This is a genomic window from Sphingobium herbicidovorans (assembly GCF_002080435.1).
GTDB lineage: Bacteria > Pseudomonadota > Alphaproteobacteria > Sphingomonadales > Sphingomonadaceae > Sphingobium > Sphingobium herbicidovorans.
In genome coordinates, this window is sequence record NZ_CP020539.1 from 533610 (window position 1) to 548322 (window position 14713).

General features: G+C 61.9%; 13 protein-coding genes and 2 pseudogenes. 11 read left to right on the plus strand and 4 right to left on the minus strand.

Annotation, left to right across the window (positions count from 1 at the left end; all coding sequences use genetic code 11):
* Positions 1 to 48 precede the first annotated feature (48 nt).
* The 7 genes from B6S01_RS17175 (at position 49) to B6S01_RS17205 (ending at position 7330) form a co-directional block, all read left to right on the plus strand.
* Positions 49 to 453 carry a ketosteroid isomerase-related protein gene (locus B6S01_RS17175; protein WP_037467522.1) on the plus strand — a complete coding sequence of 135 codons (405 nt, stop codon included), beginning with the start codon at positions 49 to 51 and terminating at the stop codon, positions 451 to 453.
* Complete coding sequence (locus B6S01_RS17180; RefSeq protein ID WP_037467487.1) at positions 453 to 1049, plus strand: acetyltransferase; 597 nt, start codon at positions 453 to 455, stop codon at positions 1047 to 1049. The genes B6S01_RS17175 and B6S01_RS17180 overlap by 1 nt, the downstream gene beginning before the upstream one ends.
* A 95-nt stretch (positions 1050 to 1144) precedes the next feature.
* The gene (locus B6S01_RS17185) at positions 1145 to 2047 is read left to right on the plus strand and encodes a LysR family transcriptional regulator (protein ID WP_037467490.1); all 903 of its coding nucleotides are present in this window, start codon (positions 1145 to 1147) and stop codon (positions 2045 to 2047) included.
* Positions 2048 to 2144: 97 nt separating this feature from the next.
* Positions 2145 to 2597 (plus strand): NAD(P)H-dependent oxidoreductase subunit E, encoded by a 453-nt coding sequence (locus B6S01_RS17190; protein ID WP_037467493.1) that lies wholly within the window; start codon positions 2145 to 2147, stop codon positions 2595 to 2597.
* Entirely contained in the window at positions 2594 to 4171 is a 1578-nt protein-coding gene (locus B6S01_RS17195; protein ID WP_037467500.1) for an NADH-ubiquinone oxidoreductase-F iron-sulfur binding region domain-containing protein, read from the plus strand. The genes B6S01_RS17190 and B6S01_RS17195 overlap by 4 nt, the downstream gene beginning before the upstream one ends.
* Positions 4168 to 7014 (plus strand): formate dehydrogenase subunit alpha, encoded by a 2847-nt coding sequence (fdhF, locus tag B6S01_RS17200; protein ID WP_037467502.1) that lies wholly within the window; start codon positions 4168 to 4170, stop codon positions 7012 to 7014. Before B6S01_RS17195 ends, fdhF begins: the two co-directional genes overlap by 4 nt.
* Before the next feature lie 10 nt (positions 7015 to 7024).
* Entirely contained in the window at positions 7025 to 7330 is a 306-nt protein-coding gene (locus B6S01_RS17205; protein ID WP_081570533.1) for a formate dehydrogenase subunit delta, read from the plus strand.
* A gap of 146 nt (positions 7331 to 7476) precedes the next feature.
* Here the strand turns inward: B6S01_RS17205 and B6S01_RS17210 are convergent, their stop codons facing one another.
* The 3 genes and pseudogenes from B6S01_RS17210 to alr all read right to left on the minus strand — a co-directional run bounded on the left by B6S01_RS17210 (position 7477) and on the right by alr (position 10157).
* The gene (locus B6S01_RS17210) at positions 7477 to 7827 is read right to left on the minus strand and encodes a RidA family protein (RefSeq protein WP_037467505.1); all 351 of its coding nucleotides are present in this window, start codon (positions 7825 to 7827) and stop codon (positions 7477 to 7479) included.
* A gap of 11 nt (positions 7828 to 7838) precedes the next feature.
* Positions 7839 to 9142: pseudogene (locus B6S01_RS17215) on the minus strand (D-amino acid dehydrogenase).
* Positions 9139 to 10157 (minus strand): annotated as a pseudogene (gene alr, locus B6S01_RS17220) (alanine racemase). The pseudogenes B6S01_RS17215 and alr overlap by 4 nt, the downstream one beginning before the upstream one ends.
* A gap of 33 nt (positions 10158 to 10190) precedes the next feature.
* Between alr and B6S01_RS21735 the strand changes: the two are divergent.
* The gene (locus B6S01_RS21735; RefSeq protein WP_156103386.1) at positions 10191 to 10589 is read left to right on the plus strand and encodes a hypothetical protein; all 399 of its coding nucleotides are present in this window, start codon (positions 10191 to 10193) and stop codon (positions 10587 to 10589) included.
* 531 nt (positions 10590 to 11120) lie between these two features.
* Here the strand turns inward: B6S01_RS21735 and B6S01_RS17225 are convergent.
* Entirely contained in the window at positions 11121 to 12161 is a 1041-nt protein-coding gene (locus tag B6S01_RS17225) for an IS110 family RNA-guided transposase (RefSeq protein WP_037468469.1), read from the minus strand.
* Between the two features lie 166 nt (positions 12162 to 12327).
* Here B6S01_RS17225 and B6S01_RS17230 point away from each other — a divergent pair, with 166 nt between their 5' ends.
* The 3 genes from B6S01_RS17230 to B6S01_RS17240 all read left to right on the plus strand — a co-directional run bounded on the left by B6S01_RS17230 (position 12328) and on the right by B6S01_RS17240 (position 14580).
* Positions 12328 to 12651 (plus strand): single-stranded DNA-binding protein, encoded by a 324-nt coding sequence (locus tag B6S01_RS17230; protein WP_037468408.1) that lies wholly within the window; start codon positions 12328 to 12330, stop codon positions 12649 to 12651.
* A gap of 310 nt (positions 12652 to 12961) precedes the next feature.
* Entirely contained in the window at positions 12962 to 13696 is a 735-nt protein-coding gene (locus B6S01_RS17235; protein WP_037468407.1) for a ParA family protein, read from the plus strand.
* A complete protein-coding gene (locus tag B6S01_RS17240) occupies positions 13696 to 14580 on the plus strand; it encodes a ParB/RepB/Spo0J family partition protein (RefSeq protein WP_037468406.1) in 885 nt (294 codons plus the stop codon). Before B6S01_RS17235 ends, B6S01_RS17240 begins: the two co-directional genes overlap by 1 nt.
* Positions 14581 to 14713: the final 133 nt, after the last annotated feature.

The window sequence follows — 14713 nt, forward strand, 5'->3', positions numbered from 1 at the left end:
GCCGCACATTCTGTGCATGACGATTGCACCGGAGAATTGAGGGATTTGATGAGCGCGGAATTGTTGACGGCCTATTATCACGCCTTCAATCGGGGCGACAGCGCGGCGATGCTCGATCTGCTTGCCGAGGATGTCGTCCATGAACCCTCGCAAGGCGCGGTGCGAACGGGGAAGGCGGCCTTCGCGGAATTTCTTGCGCATATGGATCGCTGCTACAAGGAGCAGGTAATTGATCCGGTGTTTCTGACATCCCCGGACGGCGCCCGCGCGGCGGCCGAATTTCAACTGGAAGGCGAATATCGCCGCACCGACAGCGATCTGCCGCCCGCGCGCGGTCAGCGCTACCGGCTCCGCGTGGGAGCTTTTTTCGAGATTGTCGATGGCCGGATCGCCCGGGTCAGCAACCATTATAATCTGGCTGACTGGATCCGGCAGGTGAACGAGCCGGCGTGATGGCCGATCTGGCGGATTCGCTGGTGGTGGAGCGTGTCGGCCGCGACGATCTGTCGCTGCGCGCGCTCGCCACGCTGCGCATGACCGTATTTCGATCATGGCCCTATCTGTACGAGGGTAGCCTTGATTATGAAGCGGCCTATCTTGATGAGTTTTTGACTGCCGAGGACGCAGTCGTCGTCGTTGCCCGGGTCGGTGATATCCCGGTCGGCATGGCGACGGCCTCTCCCATGGCAACGCAATCGCACGTGATCAAAGCGCCGTTCCTTGCCGCGGGAGCGGCCATCGACACCCTTTTTTATTTTGGGGAATCGGTGTTGCTGCCCCAATTTCGTGGGCGGCGCATCGGGCATCGGTTTTTTGACGAGCGGGAAGCGGCTGCACGTGCAGCAGGTGCGAACTGCGCCACCTTTTGCGCGGTCGTCCGGCAGGACGATGATCCTCGCCGTCCAGATGGCGCGCGAGACCTTCAGGGCTTTTGGCGTAATCGCGGTTACAGCCTTGCGCCGGGCTATGACACGCAGCTGTCGTGGAAGGAGGTCGGGGCGGCGCAGGAAAGCGAACATCTGATGCGCTTCTGGATGAAGCGTCTTTGACGGGGCGACTTCAGGCTACGAAACGATCCGGGTCACCATCAGCGCTTCATAGAGCGTGGCTATGAAAGCGTCCAGTTGCGGGCTATGGCTACCGAATGCAAACTCGGCTGGTCGAATATTTCCTGGCGCTAGAGCGAGAGCGCCACTTTGCCCGCGCTGCGGCGAGCTGCCATGTCTCGCAGCCAAGTCTGTCCGCCGGCATTGCGTCACTGGAAGAACAGCTTGGAAAGCGGCTTGTCCGGCGGGACCGCAAATTTGTCGGCCTGACCCCGGAGGGAGAAGCCATCCTCCCCTGGGCTCGACAATTGGTTGCGACGGCAGACGCGATGGGACAGGCGGCCGAGACCGCCCAAGGCCCGCTTAAAGGCGAATTACGCATCGGCTCCATCCCTGCGGCCATGCCGGTGATAGGCAGCCTCGCCGAAGCAATGCTCAGCCGATATCCGGGGCTCAACATCTCCGTACGCGCGCTGACATCCAGACAGATCGAGCGCGATCTGGCGGCGTTCGAACTGGATGCCGGCATAACCTATCTCGATTTCGAACCGCCGGCGCACGCGCTTTCCGTGTCGCTCTATTCCGAACGTATCATATTGGTGAGCGCGGTGGCGGGGATCCCGATCCCCGATCCGCTTGAATGGGCGGATCTTGCGCAACTGCCGCTCTGCCTTCTGCACCAGGGAATGCAGAACCGCCGCATCCTGGATTCCCGCCTTGCTGAACGAGGCCTCGCGCTCCAGCCTCGCGTAACCGCCGACAGCTATATAGCGCTCCTCGGACTGGTACAGCATGGCCGCCTTTGCTCCATCATCCCGGATAGCCACGCCGCTCTGCTGAAAGGGCTGGAGTGGGTCAGGACGTGCCCGCTGCCCGACATGGAGGAAGGAAGCAGGGTGGGGGTCATCGTTGCCGACAGCGCGCCGCTTGGCCGGCTGGCGCAGGCGGTGCTGAACGTAGCGCGGGAACTCCGGCTGCCGCCCGAGTTCCTGGGCACATGATAGTATTTCCCTATCAATCATAGCTGAGATCGATTTGACCGCGCCCCCGCAACGTCGCAACATGGTGGCAAGAAAATAGCCGCAAGGGGTGGGTAGCATGGAAGATTTCATCAATGCCTGGACGCTGCGTCATGGCAGGTCGCGCGACAAGCTGTTGCCGTTGCTGCACGCGATCCAGGAAGAATGTGGCTATGTAGGCGATGGACTCGTGCCGGTCATCGCGCGGGCTCTCAATATTTCGCGCGCGGACGTGCATGGCGTCGTCACCTTCTATCATGATTTCCGGCGCGCGCCGTCAGGGCGCCACATCGTCAAGCTGTGCCGGGCCGAAAGCTGTCAGGCGCGGGGAGGCACGGCGATTGAAGCGCAAGCCGTGCAAAGGCTTGGCGTGGCCATGGGCCAGACGCGCGCCGACGGGCAAGTGAGCCTGGAACCGGTTTATTGCCTTGGCCTGTGCGCCATTGGCCCCAATGCGCTGGTCGATGGACGCCCCGTGGCGCGGATCGATGCCGCCGCGCTTGGACATATCGCCGCGGAGGTGGGGGCATGACACGCGTCTTCATTAGCCGCGACATGGCCTCGGTCGCGCTTGGCGCTGACGATGTGGCGCGCGCTTTCGTCGCGGCAGGGTGCGAGGTGATCCGCACGGGGTCGCGCGGGCTGTTCAGCATAGAGCCGCTCGTCGAGCTGGAGTCAGAGGAAGGACGCATCGGCTACGGTCCGGTCGGGCCCGCCGATGTCGCCGCCGTGCTGGACGGCAGCCATGCCAACCGGTTGGGCAGGGTGGAGACGCTGCCCTTCTTCGCGAACCAGCCGCGTTTCACCTTCGCCCGGTGCGGCCTGACCGATCCGCTGAGCCTGTCCGATTATGCGACACATGGCGGCTGGAAAGGGTTGGAGGCCGCGCGCGCGCGCGCACCTCAACAAGTGGTCGATGCCGTCAAGGCTTCAGGTCTGCGAGGCCGCGGCGGGGCTGGCTTTCCGACCGGGATCAAGTGGCAGACCGTGCTGGATGCCTCGTCCTTGGCGAAGTTCATCGTCTGTAATGCCGATGAGGGCGACAGCGGTACGTTTGCCGACCGCATGCTGATGGAGGGCGACCCCTATTGCCTGATCGAAGGCATGGCGATCGCCGCGCATGCGGTGGGCGCTGGCCACGGCTATATCTACATCCGGTCGGAATATCCCTTCGCCATAAGCACGATGCGGGCAGCGATCGATGCCTGCGCGCATTTGATCGCTCCCTTCACGCTGGAGGTGCGCGAGGGGGCGGGCGCCTATGTCTGCGGCGAGGAAACGGCGCTGCTCGACAGTATCGAAGGAAAGCGCGGCCAGGTGCGCGCGAAGCCGCCGCTGCCCGCGTTGCAGGGATTGTTCGGCCAACCGACCGTCATCAACAACGTCCTGTCCCTGGCCGCAGTGCCCTTCATCCTTGCGGAGGGGGCGGAGGCTTATGCTGCGGTCGGCTTTGGCCGCTCGCGCGGCACCATGCCGGTGCAACTTGCAGGCAATGTAAGGCATGGCGGCCTGTATGAGGTCGGCTTTGGCATCACGCTTGGCGATCTGGTCAACGAAGTCGGCGGCGGCACGGCGAGCGGAAGCCCGGTGCGCGCGGTGCAGGTCGGCGGCCCGCTCGGCGCCTATTTCCCGCCGGGCATGTTTCATCTGCCCTTCGACTATGAAGCCTTCGCAGAGGCTGGCGGGCTGATTGGGCATGCGGGCATCACGGTGTTCGACGACAGCGTCGACATGGCCCATATGGCGCGTTTCGCGATGGAATTCTGTGCGGCGGAAAGCTGCGGCAAATGCACGCCCTGCCGCATCGGATCGACGCGCGGGGTGGAGATCATGGAGCGGATCATGGCGCGAAGGGAGCAGGACTCGCCACGGCCTGATCCGGCGATACCGGCAGGTCTGGCGAAGGCGCTCTATTCCCGGTCTCCTGCGCCGGCGCAGCGCGGGGCGGAGCAGGAAATCGCGTTGCTGCGCGACCTTGCCGACACGATGAAATATGGATCGCTTTGTGCGTTGGGCGGTTTCACGCCTTATCCTGTCCTGAGTGCGCTCGACTATTTCCCCGAGGACTTCGTTGCGCCCGCACCGGCAAAGGAAGCTGCGGAATGACTTTCACCCGCGAAACCGATCATGGAACCCCGCCCGCCGTCGCAACCGGCAAAAGCGTCACGCTTACCATTGACGGGCAAAGCGTCAGCATGCCCGAAGGCACCAGCATCATGCGCGCCGCATCGCTGACGGGTTGCTCCATCCCCAAGCTCTGCGCCACCGACAGCGTGGAAAGCTTCGGGTCCTGCCGCCTGTGCCTGGTCGAGATTGAAGGGCGCGCTGGCTATCCTGCCTCATGCACCACCCCCGTCGCTGAGGGCATGGTGGTACGCACGCAGACCGATCGTCTGAAGCAGCTGCGCCGGGGGGTGATGGAGCTATACATCTCCGATCATCCGCTCGACTGCCTGACCTGCGCCGCCAATGGCGATTGCGAACTGCAGGATCAGGCAGGGGCGGTGGGCCTGCGCGATGTGCGCTATGGCTATGACGGCGCGACCAACATGGGTCAGCCCAAGGACCAGTCCAACCCCTATTTCGACTTCGATCCCAGCAAATGCATCGTCTGCTCCCGCTGCGTCAGGGCCTGTGAAGAGGTTCAGGGCACCTTTGCCCTCACCATCGAGGATAAGGGCTTTGGATCGAAAGTGTCCGCTTCGCAGGGCGAGGATTTCCTCGGCTCGGAATGCGTATCCTGCGGCGCCTGCGTGCAAGCCTGCCCCACCGCTTCCCTTATAGAAAAGAAAGTCGTGGAGACCGGGACGCCTGACCGCGCGGTCGTCACCACCTGCGCCTATTGCGGCGTTGGATGCACCTTTCGGGCCGAGATGCGGGGTGAGGAACTGGTGCGCATGGTGCCGTGGAAGGATGGCAAGGCCAATCGCGGTCATAGCTGCGTCAAGGGCCGGTTTGCCTGGGGCTACGCCCAGCATCAGGATCGTATCCTGAGCCCCATGATCCGCGTCTCGGTGAACGAACCATGGCGCGAGGTCAGCTGGGAAGAGGCGATCACCCATACCGCGAGCGAGTTTCGCCGCATCCAGGAAAAATTTGGCAAGCTGAGCATCGGTGGCATCACGTCCAGCCGCTGCACCAATGAAGAGACATTTCTGGTGCAGAAGTTGATCCGCCAGGGCTTCGGCAATAATAATGTCGATACCTGCGCGCGGGTCTGCCACTCGCCGACCGGCTATGGTCTCAGCAAGACCTTCGGCACCTCCGCCGGGACGCAGGACTTCGACAGCGTCATGAAGGCAGACGTCATATTGGTCATCGGCGCCAATCCGACCGACGGCCATCCAGTGTTCGCAAGCCGCATGAAGAAGCGGCTGCGGCAGGGCGCGAAGCTGATCGTCATCGACCCGCGTCGTACCGATCTGGTCAAATCGCCGCATGTAGAGGCGGAGCATCACCTTCCCCTGCGTCCTGGCACCAATGTCGCGATCCTGACGGCGCTCGCTCATGTGGTAGTGACGGAGAAGCTCTATGATGAGGCTTTCATCCGCGAGCGCTGCGACTGGGACGAGTTTCAGGACTGGGCGGACTTCGTATCCGAACCGAGCCGCTCGCCTGAAGCGATCGAGCCGCTGACGGGCGTGGTTGCGCAGGAGGTGCGCGCGGCTGCGCGGCTGTACGCCACGGGTGGTAATGCAGCGATCTATTATGGCTTGGGTGTGACAGAGCACAGCCAGGGCAGTTCCACCGTCATGGCGATCGCGAACCTTGCCATGGCCACTGGCAATGTCGGACGCGAAGGCGTTGGCGTGAACCCGCTCAGGGGCCAGAATAATGTTCAAGGCGCCTGCGACATGGGCAGCTTCCCGCACGAATTTTCAGGCTATCGCCACGTATCGGACGATGCGACCCGCAAGCAGTTCGAACAGGCCTGGGGCGTGAAGCTGGACAAGGAGCCGGGGCTGCGCATTCCCAATATGCTCGATGCTGCGACAGACGGCAGGTTCAAGGGCATCTTCATCCAGGGCGAGGATATTTTGCAGTCGGACCCCAATACCCATCATGTCGCGGCGGGCCTCGCAGCGATGGAATGCGTGGTCGTGCAGGACCTGTTCCTGAACGAGACCGCCAATTACGCGCATGTCTTTCTGCCAGGCTCCACATTCCTGGAGAAGGACGGCACCTTCACCAATGCGGAGCGGCGTATCCAGATGGTGCGCAAGGTCATGACGCCTCTCAACGGCTATGCCGACTGGGAAATCGTCCAACTGGTCGCCAACGCCATGGGGCTGAACTGGAGCTACGAGCATCCTTCGCAGATCATGGAAGAGATCGCGGCGCTCACGCCAACCTTTGCCGGTGTCAATTATGACCGGCTGGATGAAGAAGGCTCGCTGCAATGGCCGGCCAATGATGTCGCCCCTGACGGCACGCCGACAATGCACATTGGCGGTTTTGTGCGGGGGAAGGGCAAGTTCGTGGTGACAGACTATGTGCCGACTGACGAGAAGACCGGGCCACGCTTTCCTCTGTTGCTGACCACTGGGCGGATTCTCAGTCACTATAATGTCGGTGCACAGACGCGGCGGACCAGTAATACGGCTTGGCATCCTGAAGACCGCTTGGAAATCCATCCTAGTGACGGGGAAAACCGGGGCCTCAAGGACGGCGACTGGGTGGCGCTGCGCAGCCGGGCAGGGGAAACGACTCTCCGTGCGCTCGTCACCGAACGGGTCGCCCCCGGCGTCGTCTATACCACTTTCCACCATCCAGAGACGCAGGCGAACGTGATCACCACCGACTATTCGGACTGGGCCACCAATTGCCCTGAATATAAGGTTACGGCGGTTCAGGTGAGCCTGTCCAACGGTCCAAGCGATTGGCAGCAGGAATATGCCGAGCAGGCCAAGCGCAGCCGGCGTGTCGCGCCTGTGGAACCGGCGGAATAAGGAGATCGGTATGAGCGAGGATGGCCATGTCATGTCGACCGCAGATCGCCTGGTATACATGGCGCACCAGATTGACCGAAATTTTGCGCCAATGGGTCAGGAGCGGGCGGTGGTGGCGCTGAATGAGCACCTCACCAGTTTTTGGGATCCTCGGATGAGGGCTCAAATCATCGAGATCGCGCGTGAGCAGCCGGATAAGTTCTCTTCCACTGTGGCGGCCGCTGTGGCGCTGATGGCGCAGCACAGCCGCGCAGAGCGGGCCGATCCTGCGCTTTTCAACGGGGTCGATGAGGCAGGGCATTGCGACGCCGGTTGAACCCCGGAAATACGCAACCGGAATTGCGAGGAAACGCAAGCCTTGCTCATATGCCATTCGAACCATTTGAGCGGATGGCGGTACGTGCTTGATCGACGGGATGGCGCCCGCCGGAAGAAGTGCCGGATGTGCTCCGCGACGACGCCTCAGCTTATCTTCGCTGCCGTTACGATAATTTCGACCTTGTAATCCGAACTGGCCAGTTTTGCTTCGCCGGTGGCGCGGGTGGGCGCAGGCGCATCGGCAATCCACGCGTCCCAGACAGTGTTCATCTCGGCGAAGTCGTTCATGTCGGCCAGCCGGATCTGCGCCGTCAGCATATGGTTCTTGTCGCTGTCGGCCCGATTCAACAGTGCTTCGATCTCAGCGAGAACGGCTTTGGTCTGATTGGTCACGCTTTCGCCCGGCGCGCCGATCTGGCCGGAGAGATAGACGGTGTTGCCGTGAATGACGGCCTCGCTCATGCGTGGGCCCTGATCGATGCGAGTGATGATCATTTTCTGGCTCCCTATGAACGAGCTAAGGCTGGAACGGGTGACGGCGCGGAGGATGTCTTCCCGCGCTGGTAGCGGCTGATTGCAAGGTCGGAAGTTTCGATGGCGGCGCGCTTGCCAGCGATGATGTCGGCGATGACATGGCCCGATCCGCAAGCCATCGTCCAGCCCAGCGTGCCATGTCCCGTGTTGAGGAACAGATTGGGGATTTGCGTAGCGCCGATGATTGGCGTGCCGTCCGGGGTCATCGGGCGCAGGCCGATCCAGAAGCTTGCTCGGCTGAGATCCCCTGCACCGGGGAACAGCGTGCTGACGCAATGGTCGAGCGTATCGCGGCGGGCCTGGGGCAGGTTGGAGGAATAGCCCGACAGCTCGGCCATGCCGCCGACCCGGATGCGGTCGCCCAGCCGCGTGATTGCGACCTTGAAACTTTCGTCGAGCAAGGTTGAGACGGGCGCGCGCCTGTCGTCGGTGATGGGGATGGTGGTTGAATAGCCCTTCACGGGATAGACCGGAAGTCTTAGGCCCAGTGGTGCGAGGAGGAGGGGCGAATAGCTCCCCATTGCGACCAGATAGGCGTCGTCTTTGACGTCACCCTTGTCAGTTTCAACATGGGCGATACGGCCTTGCTCGCTGGCGAGGCGCTTGATTGTGCAGTCATAGACGAAGTTGACGCCTTTTCCCTTGGCAAGATCGGCGAGCGCATTGGTGAACTTGAAGCAGTCGCCCGTCTCGTCATTGGGCAAGCGCAAACCACCCACGATCGTCTCGCTACTGTTCGCAAGGCCTGGCTCAGCGGCGATGCAGCCTGCGCGATCGAGCACCTCGAACTGTACGCCGTCTGCCTGAAGGACGGCGACATCCTTGGCGATGCCGTCGAGCTGATATTGTTCTCGGAACAGTTGGAGAGTGCCCCGGCTGCGCTCGCCATAGGTGATGCCGGTTGAGCGGCGCAGCTCGATCAATTGATCGCGGCTGAATTCGGCCAGGCGTACCATTCGGCTCTTGTTGATCGCATAGGCGCGTTCCGTGCAGTTGCCGACATAGCGGCGATCCAGCGCAACATCGCCATGTCTGGATGAGGGCGCAGGATCAGCGGCGCATGCTTCATGAACAGCCAGCGCAGTGCCTTCAGAGGGATGCCGGGTGCAGCCCACGGGGAAGCATAGCCAGGCGATATTTCACCCGCATTGCCGAAGCTGGTTTCCAGCGCCGGCCCACTCTGGCGGTCGATAACAGTGACTTCATGTCCCGCCTCGGCAAGATACCAGGCCGATGTTACCGCGATTACGCCGCTGCCCAGGATGGTGACTTTCATGCTGACATGCTCCGCAATGCGGGCCGTTCGCTATGATAGATACGGCGATAGCGAGGGCCGAGTTGGGTTAGGATTTCATAGGAGATCGTGCCGGCGTCCGTGGCGACATCGTCTATGCTCTGGTGCGGACCGATCAGCTCGACCGGCGCGCCGGGGTGCAGCAGGGCTTCGGGGATGTCGGTGACGTCCAGGGTGATGCTGTCCATCGAGACGCGGCCAATGATCGGCACGCGCTGGCCACCGATATAGGCCGCGCCGCGGTTGCTGAGCTGGCGAGGCCAGCCATCAGCGTAGCCGACCGGGATGGTGGCGATGCGGGTAACGCGTTTTGTGCGGTGGGTGAGGCCATAGCCGACGCCAGTGTCAGCGGGCACAAGGCGGGTCTGCGTGATGTGCGTGGTCAGGGTCACCACGGCGTCCATCATATTGACCCCTGCGGTGGGCGCGCCGCCATAAAGGGCGATACCTGCGCGGACGAGATCGAAATGTGGGCGCTGCAGGAAACTGCCGCCGCTATTGTCCAGCGAGCGAGGGACTGTTGGAAAGTGGCGGGCGAGCGCTTCGAAGTTGGCGGTCTGTTGCTGGTTGAAGTCGTCGCCCGGGTCATCGGAGCAGGCCAGATGGCTCATGAGGAGTTTGACTTCGATGCCGTTGAGCAGGGTAGGATCGGCTAGCAGCGCCGAGACTTTCTCGGGGGGCAGGCCCAGGCGGGACATGCCGCTGTCCACCTGAAGCGCGGCGGGGAGAAGGCGGGCGAGCGCCTTGGCGGTGGCAGCCCAGCGGGCGATCTGGTCGAGCGAGTTGAGGACGGGGATTGCGCCTACACTGGCGCAACGGCTTTCGCCTCCGGGGGAAGGCCGTTCAGCACGTAGAGCGCGATGCCGGGACGCAGGATTGTCTCAAGATCGACAGCTTCGCTCAGATGAGCAACGAAGAAATGGCGGCATCTCTGCGCTACGAGTGTGCCGGCAGCGGGGAGCGCGCCGATGCCGGAGGCGTTTGCGTTGATCATCATGTGCGGCGCTCCTCAACAGATGAGGAGGCACATATGACCATCGACCACTCCGCCATTTTCGCCGCCCAATCCACTTACATTGGGGCTTCGGTCCATGCCGAGACCGGGTCGATCCGCAGCTACTATGCGCGACATATCATCCGTGATGGTGGCTTCACGGCGATTGATGAAGGAGATTATGAATCAGAGGCCGGATCGTTCATACTGTGCCCGGCAACCGGGACGACAGCTTCTGATGAGCGGGAGGGCGGTGACGCTCTCCCGTTTCAATTTTTAGCGCCGATTGGACCGGCCGGGCATCGAGCCCGGCAAGTCCAAGGCCTTGGACCGGCAGGCCCCGCACGGCAATTTGTCCGTTCTCTTTGTTCCAGCCTGCGCACGAGATGCTGGCATTATGCCGGAGCCGGATTTGTGTCCGGTCGAATTGCGTAAGCGCACGCACTTCGGATGACTGCCACATTTCATCATGATGGTGAGGCGCACCCGGCATTCCTGATGGTGTTCAGGCGCGCCGGATGGCACCTTAGTGCGCTTCCGCCCCAGCCTTGAGCTACCCTGATGCCTTTGAACGATATTCTGTGTCATCCGCCCTTGCTCAACCGCGCAATTCCTGTTTGCGATGGGGACATGGTCGCAGGCCGCCTTCTACGATCAAGAAAATAACCGCCTGATTGGCTACGGTTTCCGCGGTGCGGACCCTCCTCTGTGGATGGCTCCCGCGTTGCAAGCATAAAGTGATGATCTGGCGTTTGGTCGGGTGCAGTCGTCTGTCCGGCCTGTTGATGCAGTCGGTGCAGACTGCTGGCCCTGATGGGGTCCGTGAACAAGGTCCGATCGGTTTAGCAGGCTCTTACGCCTAGGAGGGTCCTTGGGTTGTCCTTGTTCCCGGTCCGACCGGTTTTGCCATCACATCCTTCGCTCTCACAACCTCGTGAAGCTGATCTCCTCAGCTAAATTCTTGATCTATGCTGCCGCCAGCACAGGCGCATGCCCGCGTTCGAAGACCCCACCGCGCGCCATGACCGCCCATGCGATCCGCGCCATCTTGTTAGCGATGGCGACCGACGCGACGCGCGCGGGCTTTCTGGCGAGCAGAGCGACAAAGCGCGGATCGACCGTGCTGGGTTTCTCCTTGGCGTATCGAACCAATGCGGTTGCGCCAACGATCAGAAGCTGCCGCAGATATCTGTCGCCCATCTTGGTAATGCGCCCCAAGCGTTCCTTGCCACCGCTCGAGCTCTGCCGCGGAGTTAGCCCCAGCCAGGCGGCGAACTGGCGCCCCGAGGCGAACTGCGTGGGATCGGTGACCGATGCCGCGAGCGCCGTCGCGCCGATCGGCCCGATACCAGGGATAGTCGCCAGGCGTCGGGCCCTGTCGTCGCTCCGCTGCAGGGCGGCGAGACGCAGGTCGAGCTTGCGCAACTGAACGTGAAGCTGGAGCAGTTGCTCTGCCAGCATAGCGACGACGTTGGTCGCCTCGGTCGGCAGATCGAGCCTAGACTCGCGGTCGACGATCTCTCGCGCCATCTGCAGTGCCTTCACGATCCCGACCGGGATGGCGATGCCCAGCTCGGCGAGCACGCTGCGCATCATGTTGACCAGTTGCGTGCGCTGCTTGATCAAAAGGCTACGCACGCGGTGCAGCGACAACGCCGCCTGCTGTTCGCGCGACTTGACGGGCACGAACCGCATCGTCTGACGCGTGACAGCTTCGCAGATCGCCTCGGCGTCGGCAGCGTCGTTCTTACCGCGCTTCACATAAGGCTTTACGTAAGCCGCTGGCATCAGCCGGACCTCATGACCCAGCTTGGTCAGTTCGCGCGCCCAGTGATGCGACGTCCCGCAGGCCTCGGCGCCTACCAGACACGGCGGCAACTTCTCGAAGAACGGCAACATCTGCGATCGCCGCAGCGCCTTGCGAATCACGACCTCACCGGTCGCGCTGATACCGTGAACCTGAAAAACGTTCTTGGCCAAATCAAGGCCGATCGTGCTAATCTCCATGGCGGGTGGCTCCTTGCTCGGGTTTGCATGACAGCAACCCATCTTGGCACTTAGATGCCGTGAGCGGGAGCCATCCACCTCATCCGTTTATTTTCTGGATCGCGCCAGCCTTACTCCCTTGAAGACCCCATCAGGAATTGGCCTGATCGAGCAAGAGGAAAGACCCATGCAGAACATCGCTGAATTTCGCATCATCGGCCGCGTCAACAAGGTCACGGAGCATGAGAAGGTGGCGAAGATTTCGGTCGCCGCCAATTACAACCGCCAGGAAGATGGTGAGTGGGTCACCGACACCCACTGGAATGAAGTAACGCTATTTGGTCGCCTGATCGAGCGCGCAACCAAGATCGACAAGGGAGACCTGATCCACGTGACCGGACGGGTTCGGCAGAACTCCTACGACACGGCTGACGGCAAACGCTACACGGTTGAACTGATCGCCGATGGCCTCGCGGTCCTCACAAAGGCCAGCGAAAATCACGACCGGTAAAGGATCGGGGCCGCTTTGGCGGCCCCTCCAGCTGGCCCGGGCGATCTGAGGGCGACCTTTAAGTCTCTGAATCTTCTGTCTGATTCGTTGAGTTATCTTGCCCATGAGCTTATTCTATGCGCCAGCGCGGCTAGGGAATCTTGAGGAGGTCGAAGGACATGAGCGGTGTAGCGCAAGCTGGCCTTTTCTTTTTCCTGCTGTTCGTCGCCATGTTTCTCAGTGCGGGTAGCAAGAGCAGAGGCCCTCGGATCCGCGATGAGGATGCCGAGACCTGGTGGCATGCCCGTCAATCGTGGTGGAATGACCGTCGATGAAGACGACCGCCGTGAACATCGAGAAGGGCGGCGCAGGCAAAACCACGATCGCCTGTCATCTCGCTTGGCACCTTGCGGATGCCGGGCACCGTGTTCTGGTGCTGGACCTTGATCGGCAGTGCAATGCATCGACCGCACTGCGCGATTTCGAGCAGCTTGGCTCGTGCAAACCCTTGTTCGAACCGGGCTATGCCGCGCTCGAGGGATTGCAGCGGGCCATTTACTCCAACCGCATGGCTGGAGAATATGATGCCGACTATGGCAAGGCGCTGACTTGCTTCCGCGCAAATTTCGCGGCGTTGAAGGCGGCCTATGATTATTGCGTGATCGACACGCCGCCAGCATGGAGCTGGATCAATTTTGCCGCGCTGATGGTCTGTGACGATCTGATCGTGCCGGTCGAACTGGGCCCCTTCGGACCCGATTCCACCCGGCAACTTTCCAACTCGATCCAGACCGTCAATCAACGCGGCCGCCAGACGCCGATCCGGGTTGCGGGTTTGGTCGCGAACCGGGTCAAGGCCAATGACCGCAACCAGCAGACGATGCTGGCTGAGCTCAAGGCCAAAGTTGGCCGCAACCTGTTTTCCACGCATCTTCCCGATCGCGCTCACTATAGCCAGGCTGTGCAGGCCGGCGTTCCGGTTTGGCGGTTCGATAAGGATGTAAGATCGTCCCTGCAGCCGATGCAGGCGTTCCTGGACGAGGCATTGCAGAGGATCGGTTCCTGATGGATTTCGGCAACTTCGACATATTCGCTGCCAAGGACGAAGTTGCTCAACAGGATAGGGTGCTGTTGCTCGAACCGCAGCTGGTTTATCCCGATCCCCACAATGTACGTCGCGCGATCCGCCCGGAAGAGATTGACGCGCTCGCCGAAACCATTCGAGCCAGAGGTCAGTTGCAGCCCATCATCGTCGCGCCGGCGGACGAAGATGGGCGCTACATGATCCAGTTCGGCGAGCGGCGCTGGCGTGCGTGCCTCCAGCTCGGCCAGCCGGTCCGCACCATCATTCGCGAAGTTCTGGATGCTAGCCAGATCAGGATCGATCAGTTCATCGAGAACGATCAGCGCGAACAGCTGTCCGTACAGGACATGATCGCCTTCGTTGCCGACCAGGTAGCGTCGGGCATGAGCATCGTCGATCTCGCCCGCGCCACCGGTCGGGACCGGGCGCGGCTTTCCCGTCTGCACAGCCTCGCCTCGGCACCTGATTATATAGCCGCCCGCCTCGATGATATTCCGGTCCGCGGTGCAGTCGCATTGATGAAAGCCGCAGCCAACGATCCCGAAACCGTGATGGCGTTTCTGGATGCGACGCCTCCGGGCCTGGTCACGGTTGCTGGCTGCGAAGGCCTGTCGCGGCCGGGACCATTGCCGTCAGTTGATCTTGAAGCTGGCAACGTGGCGCCGGTGCAGCAGCTATCTCTAGACCCCCGTCCGGTACGCACAGCACCGGAAGGGCGGACCAAGCCGAAGCGGTCCGGCCCGGAAGCGGAGTGCCCCGATGGTGCACGCGCTATTGTTGTCGGCGGCAAGAGTGGCCGCCTGGTCGAGGCGCTGATCCACTTCGCTGGCGAAGACCAGCCGCGCCTCGTCCGCTTCGATCGCTAAATCCCAGCCCCCCTTCTTTTCCGCGTCCTTAAGCGTTCCGGCCATGGTAGAGGACTGTGGCCCGGGCCACAGATTCGCATGTCTTTTTAAGGGGTTGCTTTGATGGCAGGATAGGGGTTAGGGTCGTAGTTGT

Coding starts and splice junctions, on each gene's coding strand:
- B6S01_RS17175 (WP_037467522.1), top strand. CDS start 49: ATGAGCGCGGAATTGTTGACGGCCTATTATCACGCCTTCAATCGGGGC.
- B6S01_RS17180 (WP_037467487.1), top strand. CDS start 453: ATGGCCGATCTGGCGGATTCGCTGGTGGTGGAGCGTGTCGGCCGCGAC.
- B6S01_RS17185 (WP_037467490.1), top strand. CDS start 1,145: ATGCAAACTCGGCTGGTCGAATATTTCCTGGCGCTAGAGCGAGAGCGC.
- B6S01_RS17190 (WP_037467493.1), top strand. CDS start 2,145: ATGGAAGATTTCATCAATGCCTGGACGCTGCGTCATGGCAGGTCGCGC.
- B6S01_RS17195 (WP_037467500.1), top strand. CDS start 2,594: ATGACACGCGTCTTCATTAGCCGCGACATGGCCTCGGTCGCGCTTGGC.
- fdhF (WP_037467502.1), top strand. CDS start 4,168: ATGACTTTCACCCGCGAAACCGATCATGGAACCCCGCCCGCCGTCGCA.
- B6S01_RS17205 (WP_081570533.1), top strand. CDS start 7,025: ATGAGCGAGGATGGCCATGTCATGTCGACCGCAGATCGCCTGGTATAC.
- B6S01_RS17210 (WP_037467505.1), bottom strand. CDS start 7,827: ATGATCATCACTCGCATCGATCAGGGCCCACGCATGAGCGAGGCCGTC.
- B6S01_RS21735 (WP_156103386.1), top strand. CDS start 10,191: ATGACCATCGACCACTCCGCCATTTTCGCCGCCCAATCCACTTACATT.
- B6S01_RS17225 (WP_037468469.1), bottom strand. CDS start 12,161: ATGGAGATTAGCACGATCGGCCTTGATTTGGCCAAGAACGTTTTTCAG.
- B6S01_RS17230 (WP_037468408.1), top strand. CDS start 12,328: ATGCAGAACATCGCTGAATTTCGCATCATCGGCCGCGTCAACAAGGTC.
- B6S01_RS17235 (WP_037468407.1), top strand. CDS start 12,962: ATGAAGACGACCGCCGTGAACATCGAGAAGGGCGGCGCAGGCAAAACC.
- B6S01_RS17240 (WP_037468406.1), top strand. CDS start 13,696: ATGGATTTCGGCAACTTCGACATATTCGCTGCCAAGGACGAAGTTGCT.